Origin of the sequence: Mesorhizobium sp. AA22, from assembly GCF_001672375.2 — a bacterium.
In the GTDB taxonomy this organism is placed as follows: domain Bacteria; phylum Pseudomonadota; class Alphaproteobacteria; order Rhizobiales; family Rhizobiaceae; genus Mesorhizobium; species Mesorhizobium wenxiniae.
The window spans coordinates 1,857,850-1,875,806 of record NZ_CP048406.1 but is presented as its reverse complement, the minus strand read 5'-3'; the positions used below and the strand labels follow the sequence as shown (position 1 = coordinate 1,875,806).

General features: G+C 64.5%; 17 protein-coding genes. 6 read left to right on the top strand and 11 right to left on the bottom strand.

What is annotated here, in order from left to right:
* Positions 1–23 precede the first annotated feature (23 nt).
* The gene (locus A9K68_RS09215; protein ID WP_065009089.1) at positions 24–1,589 is read right to left on the bottom strand and encodes a WD40 repeat domain-containing protein; all 1,566 of its coding nucleotides are present in this window, start codon (positions 1,587–1,589) and stop codon (positions 24–26) included.
* A 228-nt stretch (positions 1,590–1,817) separates the two neighbouring features.
* Here A9K68_RS09215 and A9K68_RS09210 point away from each other — a divergent pair, with 228 nt between their 5' ends.
* The gene (locus A9K68_RS09210) at positions 1,818–2,309 is read left to right on the top strand and encodes a GFA family protein (RefSeq protein ID WP_065009090.1); all 492 of its coding nucleotides are present in this window, start codon (positions 1,818–1,820) and stop codon (positions 2,307–2,309) included.
* A gap of 54 nt (positions 2,310–2,363) precedes the next feature.
* Here the strand turns inward: A9K68_RS09210 and A9K68_RS09205 are convergent, their stop codons facing one another.
* The 6 genes from A9K68_RS09205 to A9K68_RS09180 all read right to left on the bottom strand — a co-directional run bounded on the left by A9K68_RS09205 (position 2,364) and on the right by A9K68_RS09180 (position 8,863).
* Positions 2,364–3,134 (bottom strand): exodeoxyribonuclease III, encoded by a 771-nt coding sequence (locus tag A9K68_RS09205; protein WP_065009091.1) that lies wholly within the window; start codon positions 3,132–3,134, stop codon positions 2,364–2,366.
* 9 nt (positions 3,135–3,143) lie between these two features.
* Positions 3,144–3,788: an alpha/beta family hydrolase gene (locus tag A9K68_RS09200; protein ID WP_065009092.1), complete on the bottom strand. Its 645-nt coding sequence runs from the start codon at positions 3,786–3,788 to the stop codon at positions 3,144–3,146.
* 189 nt (positions 3,789–3,977) lie between these two features.
* Positions 3,978–5,072: a tetratricopeptide repeat protein gene (locus A9K68_RS09195; RefSeq protein ID WP_065009093.1), complete on the bottom strand. Its 1,095-nt coding sequence runs from the start codon at positions 5,070–5,072 to the stop codon at positions 3,978–3,980.
* The gene (locus A9K68_RS09190; protein ID WP_065009094.1) at positions 5,069–5,974 is read right to left on the bottom strand and encodes a Ku protein; all 906 of its coding nucleotides are present in this window, start codon (positions 5,972–5,974) and stop codon (positions 5,069–5,071) included. Before A9K68_RS09190 ends, A9K68_RS09195 begins: the two co-directional genes overlap by 4 nt.
* Positions 5,975–6,063: 89 nt before the next feature.
* Positions 6,064–8,529: a DNA ligase D gene (ligD, locus tag A9K68_RS09185; protein ID WP_065009095.1), complete on the bottom strand. Its 2,466-nt coding sequence runs from the start codon at positions 8,527–8,529 to the stop codon at positions 6,064–6,066.
* 109 nt (positions 8,530–8,638) lie between these two features.
* Positions 8,639–8,863: a hypothetical protein gene (locus A9K68_RS09180; RefSeq protein WP_029351283.1), complete on the bottom strand. Its 225-nt coding sequence runs from the start codon at positions 8,861–8,863 to the stop codon at positions 8,639–8,641.
* Positions 8,864–9,093: 230 nt separating this feature from the next.
* On the opposite strand from A9K68_RS09180, the gene A9K68_RS09175 reads away from it, so the two are divergent.
* The 4 genes from A9K68_RS09175 to A9K68_RS09160 all read left to right on the top strand — a co-directional run bounded on the left by A9K68_RS09175 (position 9,094) and on the right by A9K68_RS09160 (position 14,304).
* Entirely contained in the window at positions 9,094–10,101 is a 1,008-nt protein-coding gene (locus A9K68_RS09175) for an aldo/keto reductase (protein ID WP_065009096.1), read from the top strand.
* 383 nt (positions 10,102–10,484) lie between these two features.
* The gene (locus tag A9K68_RS09170) at positions 10,485–11,435 is read left to right on the top strand and encodes a substrate-binding domain-containing protein (protein WP_029351280.1); all 951 of its coding nucleotides are present in this window, start codon (positions 10,485–10,487) and stop codon (positions 11,433–11,435) included.
* A gap of 278 nt (positions 11,436–11,713) precedes the next feature.
* On the top strand, positions 11,714–13,291 hold the full coding sequence (locus A9K68_RS09165) for a sugar ABC transporter ATP-binding protein (protein ID WP_065009097.1): 1,578 nt from the start codon (positions 11,714–11,716) through the stop codon (positions 13,289–13,291).
* On the top strand, positions 13,288–14,304 hold the full coding sequence (locus A9K68_RS09160; protein WP_065009098.1) for an ABC transporter permease: 1,017 nt from the start codon (positions 13,288–13,290) through the stop codon (positions 14,302–14,304). The genes A9K68_RS09165 and A9K68_RS09160 overlap by 4 nt, the downstream gene beginning before the upstream one ends.
* A 67-nt stretch (positions 14,305–14,371) precedes the next feature.
* On the opposite strand, the gene A9K68_RS09155 is transcribed toward A9K68_RS09160, so the two are convergent.
* The 4 genes from A9K68_RS09155 to A9K68_RS09140 form a co-directional block, all read right to left on the bottom strand.
* Entirely contained in the window at positions 14,372–14,686 is a 315-nt protein-coding gene (locus A9K68_RS09155) for a DUF982 domain-containing protein (protein ID WP_065009116.1), read from the bottom strand.
* Positions 14,687–15,000: 314 nt separating this feature from the next.
* Entirely contained in the window at positions 15,001–15,216 is a 216-nt protein-coding gene (locus A9K68_RS09150; RefSeq protein WP_065009099.1) for a hypothetical protein, read from the bottom strand.
* 83 nt (positions 15,217–15,299) lie between these two features.
* Entirely contained in the window at positions 15,300–16,931 is a 1,632-nt protein-coding gene (gene groL / locus A9K68_RS09145; protein ID WP_065009100.1) for a chaperonin GroEL, read from the bottom strand.
* Between the two features lie 57 nt (positions 16,932–16,988).
* The gene (locus tag A9K68_RS09140; RefSeq protein ID WP_065009117.1) at positions 16,989–17,303 is read right to left on the bottom strand and encodes a co-chaperone GroES; all 315 of its coding nucleotides are present in this window, start codon (positions 17,301–17,303) and stop codon (positions 16,989–16,991) included.
* Positions 17,304–17,667: 364 nt separating this feature from the next.
* On the opposite strand from A9K68_RS09140, the gene A9K68_RS09135 reads away from it, so the two are divergent.
* Positions 17,668–17,955, top strand: a complete 288-nt coding sequence (locus tag A9K68_RS09135) for an usg protein (protein ID WP_065009101.1) — start codon at positions 17,668–17,670, stop codon at positions 17,953–17,955.
* Positions 17,956–17,957: the final 2 nt, after the last annotated feature.

Below are 17,957 nucleotides of genomic sequence, written 5' to 3'. Positions count from 1 at the left end.
TGCTCAAGCTCCGGTGAAATTGATCACTCTGGCGCGCCGGCGAAGAGCACGACACCGTCGCCGCCGCCCGCCGGCCAATCCCAAATTGTGCGGTCGTAGCCGCCGGTCAGCACCGTGCCGTCGGCGGCGAACGCCACCGCGTAGACCGGGCCGGACCGGCTGTCGAACAGGGCGGTCTCGCTGCCTGTTTCCATGTCCCACAGCCGTGCCGTACCGTCGAGCGAGCCGGACAGCAGCCGGTTGCCGTCGGCCGACAGCGCCAGCGCATAGACCGTGCCCGAATGGCCATCGAGGCGGCGGACTTCGCGGCCGCTGTCGAGATCCCAGAGCTTGATCGTATAATCGCCGCTGCCGGTGATCAGATGGCGCCCGTCGGCCATGAACACGATCCCATAGGGGCCGCGCTCATGCCCGTGCCAGCTGCGCAGCTGCTTGCCGGTGCCGATGTCCCATAGCTTAAGCGTGCCCTCGATGCTGCCGCTGACCGCGCGTGTGCCGTCCGGCGAGACGGCGACCCCGCTGATCGACCAGTCGTGCCCCGGCGCCACATGCAGCACCGAACCTTTCTCGATATCCCAGACGATGACCCTACCGGTGTCGTGCCCGCTGACGGCACGTTTACCGTCGGGGCTGATCGCCAGCTTGTTGACGCCGCCGTTCTGGCCTGACGAGAACACATGCAGCACCGCGCCATCAGCGAGCTGGCGCAGCACGATCTCGCCATCGTCGCCCGCCGTCAGCGCCCGCGCCCCATCGGGCAGGAAAAGCGCGGTACGCGCCATGTCCTTGTGGATGCCGAGGGTGCGGATCAGGCGCTTGCCATCGATATCCCAGAGCTTGACCGTGCGGTCGGTGCTGGCGCTCAGGATCGAGTGACCGTCGGGCGCCACCGCCAGCCAGACCACTGCATCACTGTGACCGTCGGGTTGCGTCGGCTGCAGCGGTGGAGGCTGCGGCAGCGGCGCGACGGTCTGCGGTGGCGCGGCCGGGGCGGGAGCAGCCTCCGGCGGTGAGACAGAGGGGGCAAGCGCGACCGCAGATGGCGAAGCAGGAGGCGGCGGCTGTGCCGATTTCGCGCTGGCGCCAGGGTTTGCACCTTGCGGCGGCGGAGGCGCAGCCGTCTGTTCAGGCCGCTCGAGCGCTTCCCGCGCTTGGGCCGGTGCGCTGGCGACGTCTTCGCCCTTCGGCGCGCTCGGCGCGGGTTGCTCGGCGGTCAGACTTTTGCCGGCGTCCTGTGGCTGTCGCCACCAGGGGCCGAGCTGGTCGACCGCCAGAACGAGCACGGCGAGGAACGGAACGACGGCGAAGAGCTGTCGCAGGCGTGGTCGTCCGGCGGGTTGCGTTTCGGCGCCTCTGCCGAACAAGGGTATGGCTGGTCCGGGCTTCGACCGGCCCGGCAACAGGCCGGCCCAGAACAGCAGGGCTGCAAGGGCTGAGAGAACGCCCGCTGCCCCGAAAAAAGCCAGGCGCGCGGACGCGAAAGCGTCGCCCGCGCCCTCGCCGCCCAGCGCGAAATACACGCGTGTGAGGCAGAGCATGCCGATCGCCAGCAGCAGCGCGGCGAGCAGCCTGTCGACAAACCTGTTCATCGGTCTCCCCCTCGCGCCGCTTTCGCTTTGCCGCAATGATGCCGGCCAGCGCCGGGCTTGTCGATGCCCCGGTTCAATTCCGAAGTTTACCCGCGAAACGGCGAGCGCAAAACGCTCGCCTGCGCCAAGTGCTGGATGTGCCTGAGGACACTCTCTCGGTCGCCGCAATGTTGCCCAGTCGCGCGCTAGGATCGCTCGGCAGGGCTCAAGACCGATCGAGGCCAAGCAATGGATGAATGGAAATTACCTTGGGAAGGCGGCTGCCTGTGCGGCGGGATACGCTTTCGGGTAAGTGCGCCACCCCTGCTGACAATGGCCTGTCATTGCACCGGCTGTCAGAAGCTGAGCGCGAGCGCTTATTCCCTGACCATGGCCGTGCCGAGCAACGGCTTCACCGTGACGCAAGGCGAGCCGGTGGTCGGCGGCATGCATGGGCCGCACCGGCAACTCTACTGCCCGCACTGCAAGAACTGGATGTTCACGCATCCGCACGGCCTGGACTTCATCGTCAATGTTCGCGCTACCATGCTGGACGAGCACCATTGGTATGTGCCCTTCGTCGAGGTCTTCGCGTCGGAAAAGCTGCCATGGGCTACGACCGCCGCCACCCACAGTTTCGCTACCCAGCCCGACCTTGAGGGATACACACCTTTGATCGAGGCTTTCGCACGCGAAGGGGCGCGACCAGTGTGCCTTTTTGTGCGTGAGGGTTGGCGATAGCGCCAGCAACCGCGAACCTCCCCATAAACGGGGAGATCGAATGTTCTCCACCCCTCACCGCAATTCCACCCACACCGGCGCGTGGTCGCTGGCGCCGGGCTCGCCGCGCACTTCGCGGTCGATCCCTGCCCCGGCCAATCGGCGCGCCAGTTTCTTGGAGAGCAATATATGATCGAGCCGCAGGCCGGCGTCGCGCGGCCAGCGGTTGCGGCGATAATCCCAGAATGTGTAGAGCGTTTCTTTCGGGTGCTTCTTGCGCAGCGCATCGGTCCAGCCCTGGTCGAGCAGTGCTGCGAAAGCGGCGCGGCTTTCCGGCTGCACCAGCGCATTGTCGTCATAGGAGCGGGTCGGATAGATGTCGCGCGGCTCGGGCACAATGTTGTAGTCGCCGGCCAGCACTACCGGCAGCCCGGTGTCGAACAGTTCCGCCGCATGCGCGTTCAGGCGCTCGTGCCACGCCAGCTTGTAGGTGAATTTCAGACCGGGCTGCGGGTTGCCGTTCGGCGCATAAAGGCAGGCGATGACGATGCCGCTGACCGCTGCCTCGATGTAGCGGGCCTGGTTGTCGCTCTCGTCGCCGGGCAGCGCCTCGCGGATCAGAACCGGTTCTGAACCGCGCGCGAGTATGGCGACGCCGTTCCAGGTCGGTTGCCCCACCCACACCGCGCCATAGCCGGCCGCGGCGAGTGCTGTGCGCGGAAACTGCGTCTGCCTCGCCTTCAGCTCCTGCAGGCAGACGATGTCGGGCTTGGCGACAGTCAGCCAGGCGAGCAGGTTCTGCAGCCTGCCGTTGATGTTGTTGACGTTGAAGGTGGCGATCTTCATCGGCCTGCTTCAGCGCACGATGCGCTCGGTCCACGCCTTCACCGCATCAGCGAGTGTCTTCAGATGATCGGCGGTGGAGAAGCCGGAGATGCTCTTGCGCGGCTTCAAATCGTGGTCGCCAGCCTCCAGCCACAGCATTTCGATTGCATCTGATAGCGCATAGCCCGCGACCTCGTCCTTCGTGCCGAACTCGTCGCGTGTGCCCTGGCAGATCAGTGTCGGGGTCTTGAGCGCGGCGAGATGCTTGGTGCGCAACTGCGTCGGCTTGGCCGGCGGGTGGAAGGGATAGCCCAGACAAAGCAGGCCCGAGATTTCGCCCTTGGAAAACATCTCGTCGGCGATCATCGAGGCGACGCGGCCGCCCATCGACTTGCCGCCGATGATCAGCGCCCCCGTCACGCCCTTCGCCCTCAGTTCGGCGATCGCCTTGACATATTCCGGGTTCACTGTCTCGGCGCGCGGCGGCGGCTTGCGGTGGCCGTAGCGGCGGGCGGCCATGTAGTGGAATTCGAATCGCGCGACGCGGAAGCCGGCCTCGGCCAGCGCCTTGGCCGTGGCGGTCATCGACGCCGAATCCATTGGCGCCCCGGCGCCATGGGCAAGCAGGACGGTGATGGGGGCGGTTTCGGGCCCGTCGAAGAGGAAGGCGGTCATTGGGTGTACAACTCCAACGTTGACGACCCCTTCTCCCCTTGTGGGAGAAGGTGGCCGAGCAAAGCTCGGTCGGATGAGGGGTGTTGGACGGAGCGCCAACGCCTCATTTCTTCCAGCACCCCTCATCCGTCTCGGCGCTAACGCGCCAATCCACCTTCTCCCACAAGGGGAGAAGGGAGCGCCATCGCCTCACCCCGCCGACGTCCGCGCCAGCTGCAAATCCACGAACTGTATCCCCTTGGCCGCCATGCGCGCCCATTCGGAGTTGGCGTCGAGTTCGAGGTAGCGTGCCCAGTGGCGGCGCGCCTCGGCCAGGTTGCCGGCGTCGAACTCCAGCCTCGCAAGGTTGAACACCGCATCGGCATAATCGGCATCGAGCGCGATCGCCTTTTGTAGATGCCGTCGCGCCGAGGCCTCTCGGCCTTGCTCGGTCATCAGCCCGGCCAGATTGAACCAGGCCTCGACAAAGCCGGGGTCACACTTGATGGCGCGGGCATAGTCATGCGCCGCCTCGGCCGCGTGGCCGGCGCCGCGCAGACAATTGGCGCGGTTGAAGGCGGCGATGGCGTCGGTCGGGTCGATGGCCAAGCAGCGCTGGTAGAGTGCTGCCGCCTGTTCGTGACGTTCAGCCTCTTCCGCGGCTTCAGCGTCGGCGAACAGTTCTTCCAGCGTGTCGTCATCCGGCGTCCCCAAGTCGAACAGCAGCTGGCCGTCGAGTTCGCTCTGGCCACCATCGAGATAGATCGCATCCGCGCGCCCGCGCTGTGAGCCGACATTCAGCGACTTGGCGGTGAGCGAAGCCACCGGGCCGGAGCGGTGCACCGAGCGCGCGATTGCGCCCCACGAGGCGCCGCCGGCGACCAGCCCGGCATATTTGCGGGCCAGGATCAGGTCGCGAAACGAATAGGGCTCGCAATCATGCTCGAAGGCATCGAAGAGACTGAGAAGGTCGAGGTCGGATGCGGCCAATCGCGACTGATCGAGAAGCGACTGCCGCGACAGGGCCGAGGCCTCCGGCGCCTTCATCAGCCCTAGCAGGCGCAAAAAACCGTTTTCGCTGATCAGCTTTCGGCCGGCCGCGCGCTCAGCCGCGACGCGGCGCTCGATCTCGGCATCCCCGGCCTTGGCGAGAAGTGTGCGGCCGAACACCACATGGCTAGTGCGGCGCGTGACGCCGCGCCTTAACTGGCCGTGCTGGCGTTCAACCTCGCGCGCCGCCAGCCTCAGTGGAAACGCCGCCAGCGCGCCGATGGCGCCGAAGACGGTGCCGGCAAGCGCCGTCACGCCTTGCTCTTGCCGACGGCCTTCAGCAAATTGGCCTTGAGCGGGTTTTCCTTGGCCGCGCTGGCCTTGCCCTTGGCGGCAGGCTTTGCCGCCTCATCGGCCTTGCTCTTCGACTTGGCCGGCGGCTTGGCCGATTGCGACAGGCTGGCCTTCAGCGCATCCATCAGGTTGATCACGTTGCCGCGCTCGGGGGCGGCCGCGATGATCGGCTTGTGGCCCTTGAGCTTCTCGCGGATCATCGCCATCAGCGCGATCTCGTAGCGATCCTCATAATTCTTCGGATCGAAAGTGGTTTCCTTCTGCTTGATCAGCGCTTCGGCGAGCTGCAGCATTTCCGGGTCGGGCTTGCCGGCCGGGATGTTGCCGAAATATTCGGCCGTACCGCGCACTTCATTCGGGTTCCTCAAGGTGCAGACGAACATGCCGTTCTCGCGCGCGCCGATCGTCACGACGCGCTCGCGGCTGGACAGCACCAGCCGCGCGATCGCCAGCTTGCCCGACTTGCGCATCGCTTCGCGCAGCACCGCGAAAGTCTCCTCCGCCATCGCGCCATCGGGCGCCAGATAATAGGGCGCGTCCTGGTAGATGACGTCGACCGAATGCTCGTCGACGAAGGCTTCGATGTTCATCGTGTGGTTGGATTCGATGCGCACGGCCTCGAGGTCGGCATCGTCGATGATGATGTACTGCTTATCTTCGTATTCGTAGCCCTTGATCAGATCCGAGCGCTCGACCAGCCCGAGCTCGGGATCGACCGGCTTCATATTGATGCGGTTGTGGGTGTCCTTGTGCAGCTGATTGAAGCTGATCCGCTCGCTGGCACTCGTCGCCGGATACAGCCGGACCGGACAGCTGACGAGACTGAGCTTGAGGTAACCTTTCCAACTTGCCCTGGGCGCCATGAAACTCTCCTACGCGGCCGTGCACTGTCGAACTGTTCGCAGCGCTTCGTCCAAAGGACGAACGACGCTGCGCAAAACCTACTTCGCCCTCACAATACCGGCAAATCCCTAGCGAAATCTTCCATGTTGGCCCAGGGATCGCCGGAGGTGGCCAGAAGGCCCGGCAGCGAAGAATAATTCAAATCTTCCGGAGCGTCGATGGATTCCAGATCGGACCAACTCACCGGCGTGGAGACCGGCAGGTTGGTGCGGGCGCGCAGCGAATAAGGTGCCGCCGAGGTGTGGCCGCGCGCATTGCGGTGATAATCGATGAAAATGCGCCGTTTGCGGTTGTCCTTGCCCATGGTGGTGGTGAAGATGTCGGGCGCGGAGGCGGCCAATGCCGAGGAAATGGCGCTGGTCGCCTGGTGCAGTTTCTTCCAGTTCTGTTTTTGCGTTACCGGCACGGTGATGTGTATGCCCTTGCCGCCCGACGTTTTCGCGAACGGCATCAGCCCCATCGCCTCCAGCTCGGCGCGGATATGCACTGCCGCCTCGACCACCTCGCGCCAGCTAATCCCCTCGCCCGGGTCGAGGTCGAAAACGATCAGGTCCGGTCTGTCTAGCCGCGTGCGGTGGGTGCCCCAGGTGTGGAACTCGACGACGCCGAACTGCGCCAGCGCCAGATAGCCCTTGGCATCTTCCACCGACAGATAGGATTTAGTCTCGCCCTCGGAATTGGTCGTCTCGAAGGTCGCCACCGATGAAGGCATGCCGGTGAAGGCATGGCGCTGGAAGAAACAGTCCTGCGGCTTGCCGGTCGGGCAGCGCACCAGCGACACCGGGCGGCCGAGGATGTGCGGCAGCATGAAGTCGCCGACCAGCGCGTAGTAGACGGCGATGTCGAGCTTGGTCGGTCCGGTTTTGCCGAACAACCGCCGCGTCGGATTGGTCACCCAAATTGTGGCGAGATCGGCTTCCGCAATCAGCCGCTTGCGCTTGGCCGACACGGGCGTCGATAGGCCGACGTCGCGCAGTCCGCGGAACACCGCATGGCGCAGCGCATTATCGGTGGTCCGGTTGGCATAGTGGATATGGGCCGAAAGCAGTGGCCGCACCCAGTTCATCTCGCGCATGATCTCGCGCGGAACCCCTTCGGGTGCAGACGCGCCGGCGCGCAAGGGCCCCAGCCGAGCCAGCAGGTCGGCGGCGGTGGCAGCGTCGAAGCCGGTGCCGACCTTGCCGCGATAGTGCAGTTCGCCATCCTCGAATTCGCCGAGGCCGAGTGCGGCCAATCCCTCGGCTGCATCGGAGGTGGTATAGCCGGCGATGATGAAGTCGCCGTTCTTCAGCGCCTTGATCTTGGTCCAGGTCTTGGTGCGGCCGCTCTGGTAGATTGCCGTTGCGCGCTTGGAGACGACGCCTTCTAGTCCCATCTCGGAAGCCTGGGCGTAGAGCGCCTGGCCATCGCCTTCGACGTGGTCGCTGAACTGGATGGCGGAGTTGGCGCCCAAGCCGGACAGCAATTGCGACAGCAGCGCCTTGCGCCGGCCGAGCGGCGCTTTTCTCAGATCCCAGCCGTCGAGATGCAAGAGATCGAAGGCGTAGAAGTGGAGCTTGTTGCCGGCGCCTTCGGCCAGCGCGTCCTGCAAAAGAGCGAAGCGGCTGATGCCCTTGGCGTCCAGCACGACGATCTCGCCATCTATAACAGCCTCACGACATGGCAGTCTGGCGAAGGCATGCGGCAGGTCGCCATAGCGCCTGGTCCAGTCGAGACCGGCTCGTGTGATCAGCCGCACCTCGCCCTCAGCCAGATGCGCCATCGTGCGATAGCCGTCGAATTTGATTTCGTGCAGCCACTCCTCCCGGGTGTCCACTCCATCCGGCGGCTTTGCCACGGTCGTCGCCAGTTGCGGTTCGATGCGGGCGGGCACCGGCGCCTTGACGGCGCCCGGCAAAGCGCCGGGCTTCAGCACGACCGGTTTCGCAGGTTTGGGGACTGGCTTCGGCGCTTCGACCAGTTCCTCGATGCGCCGTCCCGATTTCACGCTTTCCGGCCGCTCGGCAAGGATGTCGAGCGCTGTATCGGCGGCGAGATCGCGCTCCTTGAACAGCAGCCAGTTTTTCTTCTCGTCGTCGCCGGGCTTGGCCTTTAGCCTGGTCAGCATCCAGCCGCCATTCAGCTTCTCGCCGGCGAGACGGAACTTGAAGGAACCGGTGCGCAGGCTCTTTTCGACATCGTCCATCGGCGCCCAGACGCCTGTGTCCCAGACGATCATCGGCCCGCCGCCATATTCGCCCTCGGGAATGACGCCTTCGAAGTCGATATATTCAAGTGGATGGTCCTCGGTCTCGACCGCCAACCGCTTGTCGGCGGGATTGAGCGACGGGCCGCGAGGCACCGCCCAGCTCTTCAGCACACCGCCGACCTGCAGACGTAAATCATAATGGTCTGATGTGGCATGGTGTTTGTGCACGACGAAGCGATTGCCTTCTCCGGCAACCAGCCCGCCGACGGGTTCCGGCGTCTTGCTGAATTCGCGCTTGGCGCGATAGGCCTTGAGTTTCGGCGTCATTTCCGCATGCCAGGCCGGATGCGGCGGCTGCGCAAAAACAAGGAATTGACCCGCATCGCTTGAATCATTTTGTCAGCAGGCGGCAGGCCGATGTCGTGCCTCGCACAGCTCAATCGTCGGTGGCCGGCGTTAGTTCGAGCTCGGCCGGTGACAGACCCTGCTGGAGCTGGCTCAGCCGGAATTCGTCGACCCAGTAGGCCTCGCCGTCGACGAGGACACGCGCTTTGTAGGCGCCGGCGGAAAAGCTCTGTGCGGTGATATAGACCTTGTGGCGGTCGAGCGCCTTGCGCACCGCGGCACGCTTGGAATTCTGGCTGGTGACGGAACTGGCCATGGACTCGCTCATACACACGCCGCCGCAGGAGAAGGCGGCTGGCATAAGGATGGCCGAGACCGCGTGTCGTGTCAATTTGGGCAGTGGGCAAGGTGCTTAGCGGAAAAGCTCACACGATCGTGCGATCAGCCTCGTCCGAGCGACTGTGGAAACTGAGCGGGAGCTCTATATGGTCCTAACGTAATAGTCCTGACGTACACGAACCCCGACACTATCCGGAGATCTCATCTATGACCTTGAGCACACGCAAGCTCGGCAGCCAGGGGCTGCAGGTATCGGTGATCGGCCTCGGCTGCATGGGCATGAGCCAGTCCTACGGCCCGGCCGACGAGGCGGAATCGATCGCCACCCTGCACCGCGCCATCGAACTCGGCTGCACCTTCCTCGATACGGCGGAAGTCTATGGCCCGCACACCAATGAGGAACTGCTCGGCCGCGCGCTGAAGGGCCGGCGCGACGAGGTGACGATCGCCACCAAATTCGGCTTCCGTATCGAAAACGGCAAGCAGATCGGCACCGACCGCGACAGCCGGCCGGAGCATATCCGCGAGGCGGTGGACGGCTCGCTCCGCCGGCTCGCAACCGACCATATCGACCTGCTCTATCAGCACCGCGTCGACCCAGCAGTGCCGATCGAGGATGTGGCGGGTGCTGTCGGCAAACTAATCAACGAAGGCAAGGTGCGCTTCTTCGGCCTGTCGGAAGCGGGTGCGGCCAACATCCGCCGCGCGCACGCCGTGCTTCCGGTATCAGCGGTGCAGAGCGAATATTCGCTGTGGGAACGCAACCTCGAACCGGAGATTATCCCCCTGCTGAGCGAACTCGGCATCGGCCTGGTGCCGTTCGCGCCGCTTGGCCGCGGCTTCCTCACCGGCGACGTCAAGCGCGCTGAGGATTATCCGGAAGGCGATTACCGCCGCGGCGACCCGCGCTACCAGGGCGCCAACTACGAAGCCAATGTGCAGGCGGCCGGAGTTGTCCGCGAAATCGCCACGGCCAAGGGCGTCAAGCCGGGCCAGATCGCCCTGGCCTGGCTGCTGCACAAGGGCAGCGATTTCGGGCTGGACATCGTGCCGATCCCCGGCACCAAGCGCAGAAAATACCTCGAGGAGAACGTCGCCGCTGCTTCCCTCCAGCTTGACATCGTCGCAATGCAGGCGCTCGACGACGCGCTGGCGCCGGGCAAGGTCTCGGGTGAGCGCTACAACGAACGCGTGATGGTCATGATCGATCGTTGATCTTCCCTTCTCCCCCTCCTGTGGGAGAAGGTGGCCGAGCGAAGCTCGGTCGGATGAGGGATGCTGGACGGATCGCCACATTGGAGACGTAATCGCCTAAAATTCTTCGATATTTTCACGCCGCGTTCCCAACACCCCTCATCCGGCTTGGCGCTGCGCGCCGATCGACCTTCCAGCACCCAGTTCTTGCGCAAACCTCCGGCCTTGGCTAGCATCCGCCCGCCGGCGCCGAGCGGAGGAGAACGTCGCGGTGGACCGGCTGGAGCGCCGTTGCGTCCCCTTGGGCGCTCAAAGGACACTCCATTTCTAGATCGACGCATGAACCTGCCGGAGACCCATTCCGGTTTTCGAGGTCGTGCGCGCATGTGGAGGAGACTAAATTGATGAACAGACGTGAGTTCCTGCTGTCGTCCGTGGCGATGGGCACATTGGCGCTGGCCGCGCCGCAACTGGCTTTCGCCCAGGACAAGCTGACTATCCTAGGGTCGGTTCCGAGCCTCGGCTTTCCGTTCTTCGTTCACATGCTGAACCAGATCAAGGCGGAGGCGCAGGCGCAGGGCGTCAACCTGACCGAGAGCGACGGCCAGAATTCGGCGCCCAAGCAGACCGCCGATATCGAGGCCGCACTTGTGCAGAAGGTCGACGCCATCGTCATCTCGCCGCTCGACGTCAACGCGCTGGCGCCGGCCATAGAGCAGGCGGTCCAGGCCGGCATCCCGGTCGTCACCATCGACCGCCGCGTCGACGGCGTCGAAGGCATCCTCGCCCATGTCGGCGCCGACAATGTCAAGGGTGGCGAGGCCGAAGCGCAGGCCATGGTGGCGGCGTTCCCGAACGGCGCCAAGATCTTCCATTTGCAGGGCCAGCCAGGTGCTGGGCCCGCGATCGACCGCAACAAGGGCGTGCACAATGTTCTCGATCCGCTGAAGGACAAGTTCCAGATCGTCTTCGAGCAGACCGCCAACTTCGCCCGCGCCGAGGCGCTGTCCGTCACCGAGGCCGGCCTTGCCGCCAACGGCAAGCCCGATGCGATCATCTGTGCCAATGACGACATGGCGCTTGGCGCGGTCGAAGCCTGCGCGGCGCGCAATTTCACCGACGTCAAGATCTACGGCTTCGATGCGCTTCCCGAAGCGCTGGTCGCCGTGCGCGACGGCAAGCTGGCCGGCACCGTCGAACAGTTCCCCGGCGAGCAGTCGCGCACCGCGGTGCAGATCGCCGTCGCCTATGCCAGGGACAAGACCGAGCCCAAGGAAAAGCTCGTACTGCTGACGCCGATCGTCATCGGCAAGGACAATCTCGACAAGGCTGAAAGGCTGGGTGAGACGAAGTAGGGAGACGCCGAGGGCGCGCATAGCGGCAAAGTAGCGTTCTGCCGCGCCCCCCTCTGCCCTGCCGGGCATCTCCCCCACTTGGGGGGAGATTGGCAGCTTCGACGCCGGCTCTGCCCTCTGCAACGTTGGTGATTGGCGAAACCAGTGATGAAGGCGCAATCTCCCCCTTGTGGCGGAGATGCCAAGTGGTGGCAAAGAGGGCAGGACAGAGGTGGCGCTGTCCCGCAAACCTTGTGTAACAATCGGAACGATCGATCTTATCTTTCAGGGAGGATTTTTTGTCTCCAGCCGAAGCCGCAGCGCCGTCGCCATCGCCCCCGCTCCTCGCCGTCGAGGGCGTGACCAAGCGCTTTGCCGGCGTCACCGCGCTCAGCGACGTCTCGCTCGAGGTTCGGCCCGGCGAAATCCTCGGCCTGCTCGGCGAGAACGGCGCCGGCAAGTCGACGCTGCTCAAGATCCTGTCCGGCGTGATGCCGCCTTCCAGCGGCCGCATCGTCTTCGACGGCGTCGAATTCAATCCGCACAATCCGCAGGATGCCAAGCGTCTCGGCATCGTCACCATCTACCAGGAACTGAGCCTGATCCCGACGCTCACGGTGGCGGAGAACATCTTCATCGGCCGCGCGCCGCTCGGGCCGCACGGCCTGGTCAGCTGGCGGAAGATGGAGGAGGACTCCCGCGCGATCATCGCCCGCGTCGGCCTGAATATCGATCCGGCGACACCGGTGTCGGCACTGTCGGTGGCCGAGCAGCAGCTGGTCGAGATCGCCCGCGCGCTGTCGCTGAAGAGCCGCCTCATCATCATGGACGAGCCGACCTCGGCGCTGACCGAAACCGAAGTGCAGAAGCTGATGTCGATCATGGGCCGGCTGCGCAAGGACGGCGTCGCCATCATGTTCGTCACCCACCGGCTGGAAGAGGCCTCTGCCATCTGCGACCGCATGACGGTGCTGCGCGACGGCAGGCTGGCCGGCCATCTCGACCGCGACGGCGGGCCGATCAAACTGCCGAAAATCATCGAAAAGATGGTCGGCCGCGCTGCATCCGAGCTTTACGCCAGACCGACGCTGCGCGACGTCGCCGGCGACGTCAGGCTCTCCGTGCGCGGCCTGCGCACAGTGCGCGATCCGCAGGCGCCGCACGCCATCGTGCTCGAAGGCGTCGACCTCGATCTCAAGGCAGGCGAGATTCTCGGGGTCGCCGGCCTCGTCGGCTCCGGCCGCACTGAGCTCGCCCGTGCCATCTTCGGCGCCGACCGCATCGCCGCCGGCACCATCACGCTCGACGGCAAGCCGATCGCACCTGAAACACCCGCCGACGCCATCGCGCTCGGCATTGGCCTGGTGCCGGAAGACCGCAAGCATCAGGCGATCTTCGCCACCCTCGGCATCCTGACCAATTTTTCTATCGCCGCGCTCGGCCGCTACTCCAACACGGCCGGCTTCATGGCCGAGAGGCGCGAACGCGAGGCGCTGGCAAGCTACAGAAAGACGCTGTCGATCCGCATGGCCTCGCCCGAGCAGCCCATAGAGGGGCTGTCCGGCGGCAATCAGCAGAAGGTCATCCTCGCCCGCTGGCTGGCGCGCGACCCCAAGGTGCTGATCGTGGACGAGCCAACGCGAGGCATCGATGTCGGCGCCAAGGCCGAGGTGCACCAGATCCTGGTGCACCTCGCCGCGCGCGGCATCGCCATCATGATGATTTCGTCAGAATTGCCCGAGGTGCTTGCCGTGTCGGACAGGATCGTCGCCATGCGGCGCGGACGCATCACCGGCGAGATGCCCGGCATCGAGGCGACAGAGGAAAAACTGATGGAACTGATGGCGCTCGACCAAACGCAGGAAGCGACGCAATGACCAGCACGACCGAACCGAGCCAGCGCGGCGGCATCAACGTCGCGCGGCTGCTGATGAGCTTTGGCCCGCTGATGTTCCTGGCGCTGCTGATGGTCGTTTTTACCATCCTGAAGCCGAGCTTCATCGACCCCATCAACATCTTCAACATCATGCGGCAGATCTCGATCACCGGCCTGATCGCGCTCGGCATGACCTTCGTCATCCTCACCGCCGGCATCGACCTGTCGGTCGGTTCGCTGCTGGCCTTTTGCGGCATGGTCGCGGCGGTGGTGGCCAAGGGCGGCACCGCCAACACGCTGTCGCTGTCGACGTCCGGCACGCAAGGCTATGGCTGGTTCGCAGCCCTTCTGGCTGCCGTCGTCGTCGGCGCCATGGCCGGCGGCGTCCAGGGCTTTGCCATCACCAGGCTGAAGGTGCCGCCTTTCGTCGTCACGCTCGGCGGTCTCACCGTCTTTCGCGGCCTGACGCTGACGATCTCCAATGGCGGCCCGATCTCCGGCTTCGAAGCCTCGATGCGCTGGTTCGGCACCGGCCTCATCGGCCCGGTCCCTGTGCCGGCGATCATCTTCGCCGCGGCGGCGATCCTCTGCCACATCGTCTTGCGCTACACGCGCTACGGCCGCGCCGTCTACGCCGTCGGCGGCAATGCCGAAGCGGCACGGCTGTCCGGCCTGCGCGTCGACCGCATTTTGATCTCGGTCTATGTCATCGTCGGCTTCTTCGCCGGCCTTGCCGCCTTCGTGCTGTCGGCGAGGCTCAATTCCTCGGAAGCCGTCGCCGGCATCGGCTACGAGCTGACGGTGATCTCGGCGGTCGTCATCGGCGGCACCTCGCTATTCGGCGGCATTGGCTCGGTCGGCGGCACGGTGGTGGGTGCAGCACTGATCGGCGTGCTGCAGAACGGGCTGCAGTTCAACAACGTCTCGTCCTACACGCAAAGCATCGTCATCGGCCTGATCCTGATCCTCGCCGTGGCCTTCGACCGCTGGCTGAAATCGCGGGTGCGGCGGTGAGGATTGAGGATCCGGCGCAAAGCGATCTTACCTTCCCCCCCTGTTGTGGGAGAAGGAAAAGGCGCGTTCACGCTGGTGCGTTCACACGCTGCGAACGCGTCCAATCGGTGACTGTTCCGCCCGCAAGCGTAGAGCTCGTCTGCGGCGCGAGAAGATCGTTGCGGCGGGCGAACGCCACGAAGGTTGCCCGCGCCGTCTCGGCGTCGATCTCTCCCTCCATCGCGGCCCGGCAGGCTTTGGCGGCGATGTCATGCGCGGCCGTCCGGCTCGCCGACGGCCAGTCGGACAGCAGCGCATAGGCCTCAGCCGCGCTTTCTATCTTGGTCGGGCTACCGAGGCCGGTGAGGATGGTGACCGGCTTTGCAAAAGAAGAACGATCCATGACACTCTCCTTTGGAAGCTCAACTAGCTCCTTTCGGGACTCAACTGTCCGGCCGCTGCGATCCTCAAGAACGGCCTGCGCGATGACAGCGCCGATCTGCGAATGCAACGCGGCCGGCTGCGGCGGCATGCGCGGCCGTGGCAGCAGCCGGTGCACCTTGGCGAGCGTCTCCAGCCAGGCCATTACGACAAGGGGCGGATGTTCACGCCCGTAGAGCCAGGCCTTTGCCTTAGCGACCGGATAGCCCGCCTCTTCGGCGAAATCGGTTTCCGACCACCTCAGCAGGCGCAGGCACTCACGCATCCGCGCCGCAATCATTTGCGCTCCTCCTTGTCGGCTCCCAATCGCTGAGCCGACAGGAACATCAGCGTGTAGGCCGCCTTGCGGCGATCCCAGCCGGCCGACTCGACCGCGTCCAGCAATCCGTCGACTAGCGGCGCCAGCGCCGTTTTGCACTCCGTTTCATAGTTGAAATCGGTCTTGGAAAGGGTCGGCGCCGCGATCTTTCCAAAACTGTTCATCATGTCCATGGCAACACCTGCTTATGATCCGGGCAAGGCCGTGCCCGACTTCGCGTCGGCGGACACGGCCGTTTGTCCTTAGAAGCCTGGCGTCAGAAGTCCATGCCGCCGCCGCCGGGCATCGCCGGAACGGCCGCTTCCTTCTTCGGCTTCTCGGCCACCATCGCCTCGGTGGTCACCAGCAGGCCGGCAACAGAGGCGGCACCCTGCAGCGCGGTGCGCACGACCTTGGCCGGATCGATGACGCCCTGTCCGTACAGGTCGCCGAACTCGTCGGTCTGCGCGTTCCAGCCATAGCCGAAGTCGGTTGTCTCGCGCAGCTTGCCGACGATGATCGAACCCTCCGCACCGGCGTTCTCGGCGATCTGGCGCACCGGCGCTTCGATGGCGCGACGCACGATATCGACACCGGTCTTCTGGTCGGGATTGTCAACGGCGACGTTATCGAGCGCCTTCGCCGCCCTGAGCAGCGCCACGCCGCCGCCGGGCAGGATACCCTCCTCGACCGCCGCGCGAGTGGCGTGCATGGCGTCGTCGACGCGATCCTTGCGCTCCTTGACCTCGATCTCGGTCGAGCCGCCGACGCGGATGACGGCGACACCGCCGGCGAGCTTGGCCAACCGCTCCTGCAGCTTCTCGCGGTCGTAGTCGGAGGTGGTTTCCTCGATTTGCGCCTTGATCTGGTTGATGCGCGCCTGGATTTCATCCTTGCGGCCCGCACCGTCGACGATGGTGGTATTCTCCTTCTCGATCAGCACCTTCTTGGCGCGGCCGAGCATCTCCAATGTGACGTTCTCAAGCTTGATGCCGAGGTCTTCCGAGATCGCCGTGCCGCCGGTCAGGATGGCAATGTCTTCCAGCATAGCCTTGCGGCGGTCACCAAAGCCCGGCGCCTTGACGGCTGCAACCTTCAGGCCGCCGCGCAGCTTGTTGACGACCAGCGTCGCCAGCGCCTCCCCTTCGACGTCCTCGGCGATGATCAGCAGCGGCTTGCCGGATTGCACGGCGGCTTCGAGTACGGGAAGCATAGCCTGCAGATTGGACAGCTTCTTCTCGTGGATCAGCACATACGGTTCTTCGAGCTCGACGCGCATCTTGTCCTGGTTGGTGATGAAATAGGGGCTGAGATAGCCGCGGTCGAACTGCATGCCTTCGACCACTTCCAACTCAGTTTCGGCGGTCTTGGCTTCCTCGACGGTGATGACGCCCTCATTGCCGACCTTTTCCATCGCCTCGGCGAGGAAGCGGCCGATCTCGGCATCGCCGTTGGCCGAGATGGCGCCGACCTGGGCGATTTCGTCGTTCCTGGTCACCTTGCGGGCATTGGACTTGAGGTCGGCGACGATGGCGTCGACCGCCTTGTCGATGCCGCGCTTCAGGTCCATCGGGTTCATGCCGGCGGCGACCGCCTTGGCCCCTTCCCTGACGATGGCCTGAGCAAGAATTGTCGCGGTCGTGGTGCCATCGCCGGCGGTGTCGCTGGTCTTCGAGGCGACCTCGCGCACCATCTGCGCGCCCATGTTCTCGAACTTGTCCTCAAGCTCGATTTCCTTGGCGACGGTCACGCCGTCCTTGGTGATGCGGGGAGCGCCGAACGACTTGTCGAAGACGACGTTGCGGCCCTTAGGACCGAGCGTCACCTTCACCGCATTGGCGAGGATATCGACCCCGCGCAGCATCTTTTCGCGGGCTTCGGTATGGAATTTCACTTCCTTGGCAGCCATTGGATAACTCCTTCAAACAGGCAGCTTTTCGTTGACTGGTTGCTCGTCCAGGCCCGCTCAGGCGGCCTTCTGCATCTTGTCGGTGGCTTCGATTACGCCCAACACGTCGCTTTCTTTCATGATGAGCAGGTCCTCGCCATTGAGCTTGATCTCAGTGCCCGACCATTTGCCGAACAGGATACGGTCGCCGACCTTGACGTCGAGCGGCTGCAACTGCCCGCTATCGTCGCGCGCGCCGGGACCGGCGGCGATGACCTCGCCTTCCTGCGGCTTCTCCTTGGCAGTGTCGGGAATGATGATGCCGCCCGCGGTCTTCTCGTCGACCTCGATGCGGCGGACCAGGATACGGTCATGCAATGGACGGAACGCCATGTCGTTCTCCTCATAGGACAAACAGATTTTCTTGGCCCTCCCTTCGCAGCCGACCGGTACACCGGCCGATGCGACGGTGCGCGACTCCTGTTCAGGCACCGCGCATATCGAGTTAGTCTGCCGATCCGAGCATTCAAGAGGATGCCGAAAAAATTTTAGCACTCGCCGTGGTCGAGTGCCAACGCACTTTAATAATAACGCTATTCCAGGACTTGAAACGACGAACGCAGCTTGCAATCGCGGCGCAACCTTCCGACTTCGTCGTCGATCCCGGCACCGCCTGCCGGCGGCCGGAACCGATGAGGAAGCGGAGGCGTTTTCCCATGCGCAGGATGGACGCCCGAACGTTCGAAAAGGAGATGGCGTGGTCAGCAATGAATTCCAGGTCAGCAACGCGTTCCGGCTCCAGATCCAGGATTTTGGCCTGACGACGGCCGAGATCCACTATCGTCTTCCCGATTATCGGAACCTGCTGCAGCTCTTCATCTGGCAGGAATACGACATCGCCCCGGATTTCCCGACGCTGAAGCATTTCCTCGAATATTGGGAGCGTGAGATCGAAGGCCCGCTGCATTCCGTGCGCGTCGCCCACCACCGTCTGATCCAGCCCTCCGAATGGCGGGCGGTGGGCGGCGTTATTACGCTGCAGTGAGA

Excerpts from the sequence above, each read along its gene's own strand:
- A9K68_RS09215 (WP_065009089.1), bottom strand. The coding sequence starts at position 1,589 with ATGAACAGGTTTGTCGACAGGCTGCTCGCCGCGCTGCTGCTGGCGATC.
- A9K68_RS09210 (WP_065009090.1), top strand. The coding sequence starts at position 1,818 with ATGGATGAATGGAAATTACCTTGGGAAGGCGGCTGCCTGTGCGGCGGG.
- A9K68_RS09205 (WP_065009091.1), bottom strand. The coding sequence starts at position 3,134 with ATGAAGATCGCCACCTTCAACGTCAACAACATCAACGGCAGGCTGCAG.
- A9K68_RS09170 (WP_029351280.1), top strand. The coding sequence starts at position 10,485 with ATGAACAGACGTGAGTTCCTGCTGTCGTCCGTGGCGATGGGCACATTG.
- groL (WP_065009100.1), bottom strand. The coding sequence starts at position 16,931 with ATGGCTGCCAAGGAAGTGAAATTCCATACCGAAGCCCGCGAAAAGATG.
- A9K68_RS09190 (WP_065009094.1), bottom strand. The coding sequence starts at position 5,974 with ATGGCGCCCAGGGCAAGTTGGAAAGGTTACCTCAAGCTCAGTCTCGTC.
- A9K68_RS09200 (WP_065009092.1), bottom strand. The coding sequence starts at position 3,788 with ATGACCGCCTTCCTCTTCGACGGGCCCGAAACCGCCCCCATCACCGTC.
- A9K68_RS09160 (WP_065009098.1), top strand. The coding sequence starts at position 13,288 with ATGACCAGCACGACCGAACCGAGCCAGCGCGGCGGCATCAACGTCGCG.
- A9K68_RS09140 (WP_065009117.1), bottom strand. The coding sequence starts at position 17,303 with ATGGCGTTCCGTCCATTGCATGACCGTATCCTGGTCCGCCGCATCGAG.
- ligD (WP_065009095.1), bottom strand. The coding sequence starts at position 8,529 with ATGACGCCGAAACTCAAGGCCTATCGCGCCAAGCGCGAATTCAGCAAG.
- A9K68_RS09180 (WP_029351283.1), bottom strand. The coding sequence starts at position 8,863 with ATGGCCAGTTCCGTCACCAGCCAGAATTCCAAGCGTGCCGCGGTGCGC.
- A9K68_RS09175 (WP_065009096.1), top strand. The coding sequence starts at position 9,094 with ATGACCTTGAGCACACGCAAGCTCGGCAGCCAGGGGCTGCAGGTATCG.
- A9K68_RS09155 (WP_065009116.1), bottom strand. The coding sequence starts at position 14,686 with ATGGATCGTTCTTCTTTTGCAAAGCCGGTCACCATCCTCACCGGCCTC.
- A9K68_RS09150 (WP_065009099.1), bottom strand. The coding sequence starts at position 15,216 with ATGGACATGATGAACAGTTTTGGAAAGATCGCGGCGCCGACCCTTTCC.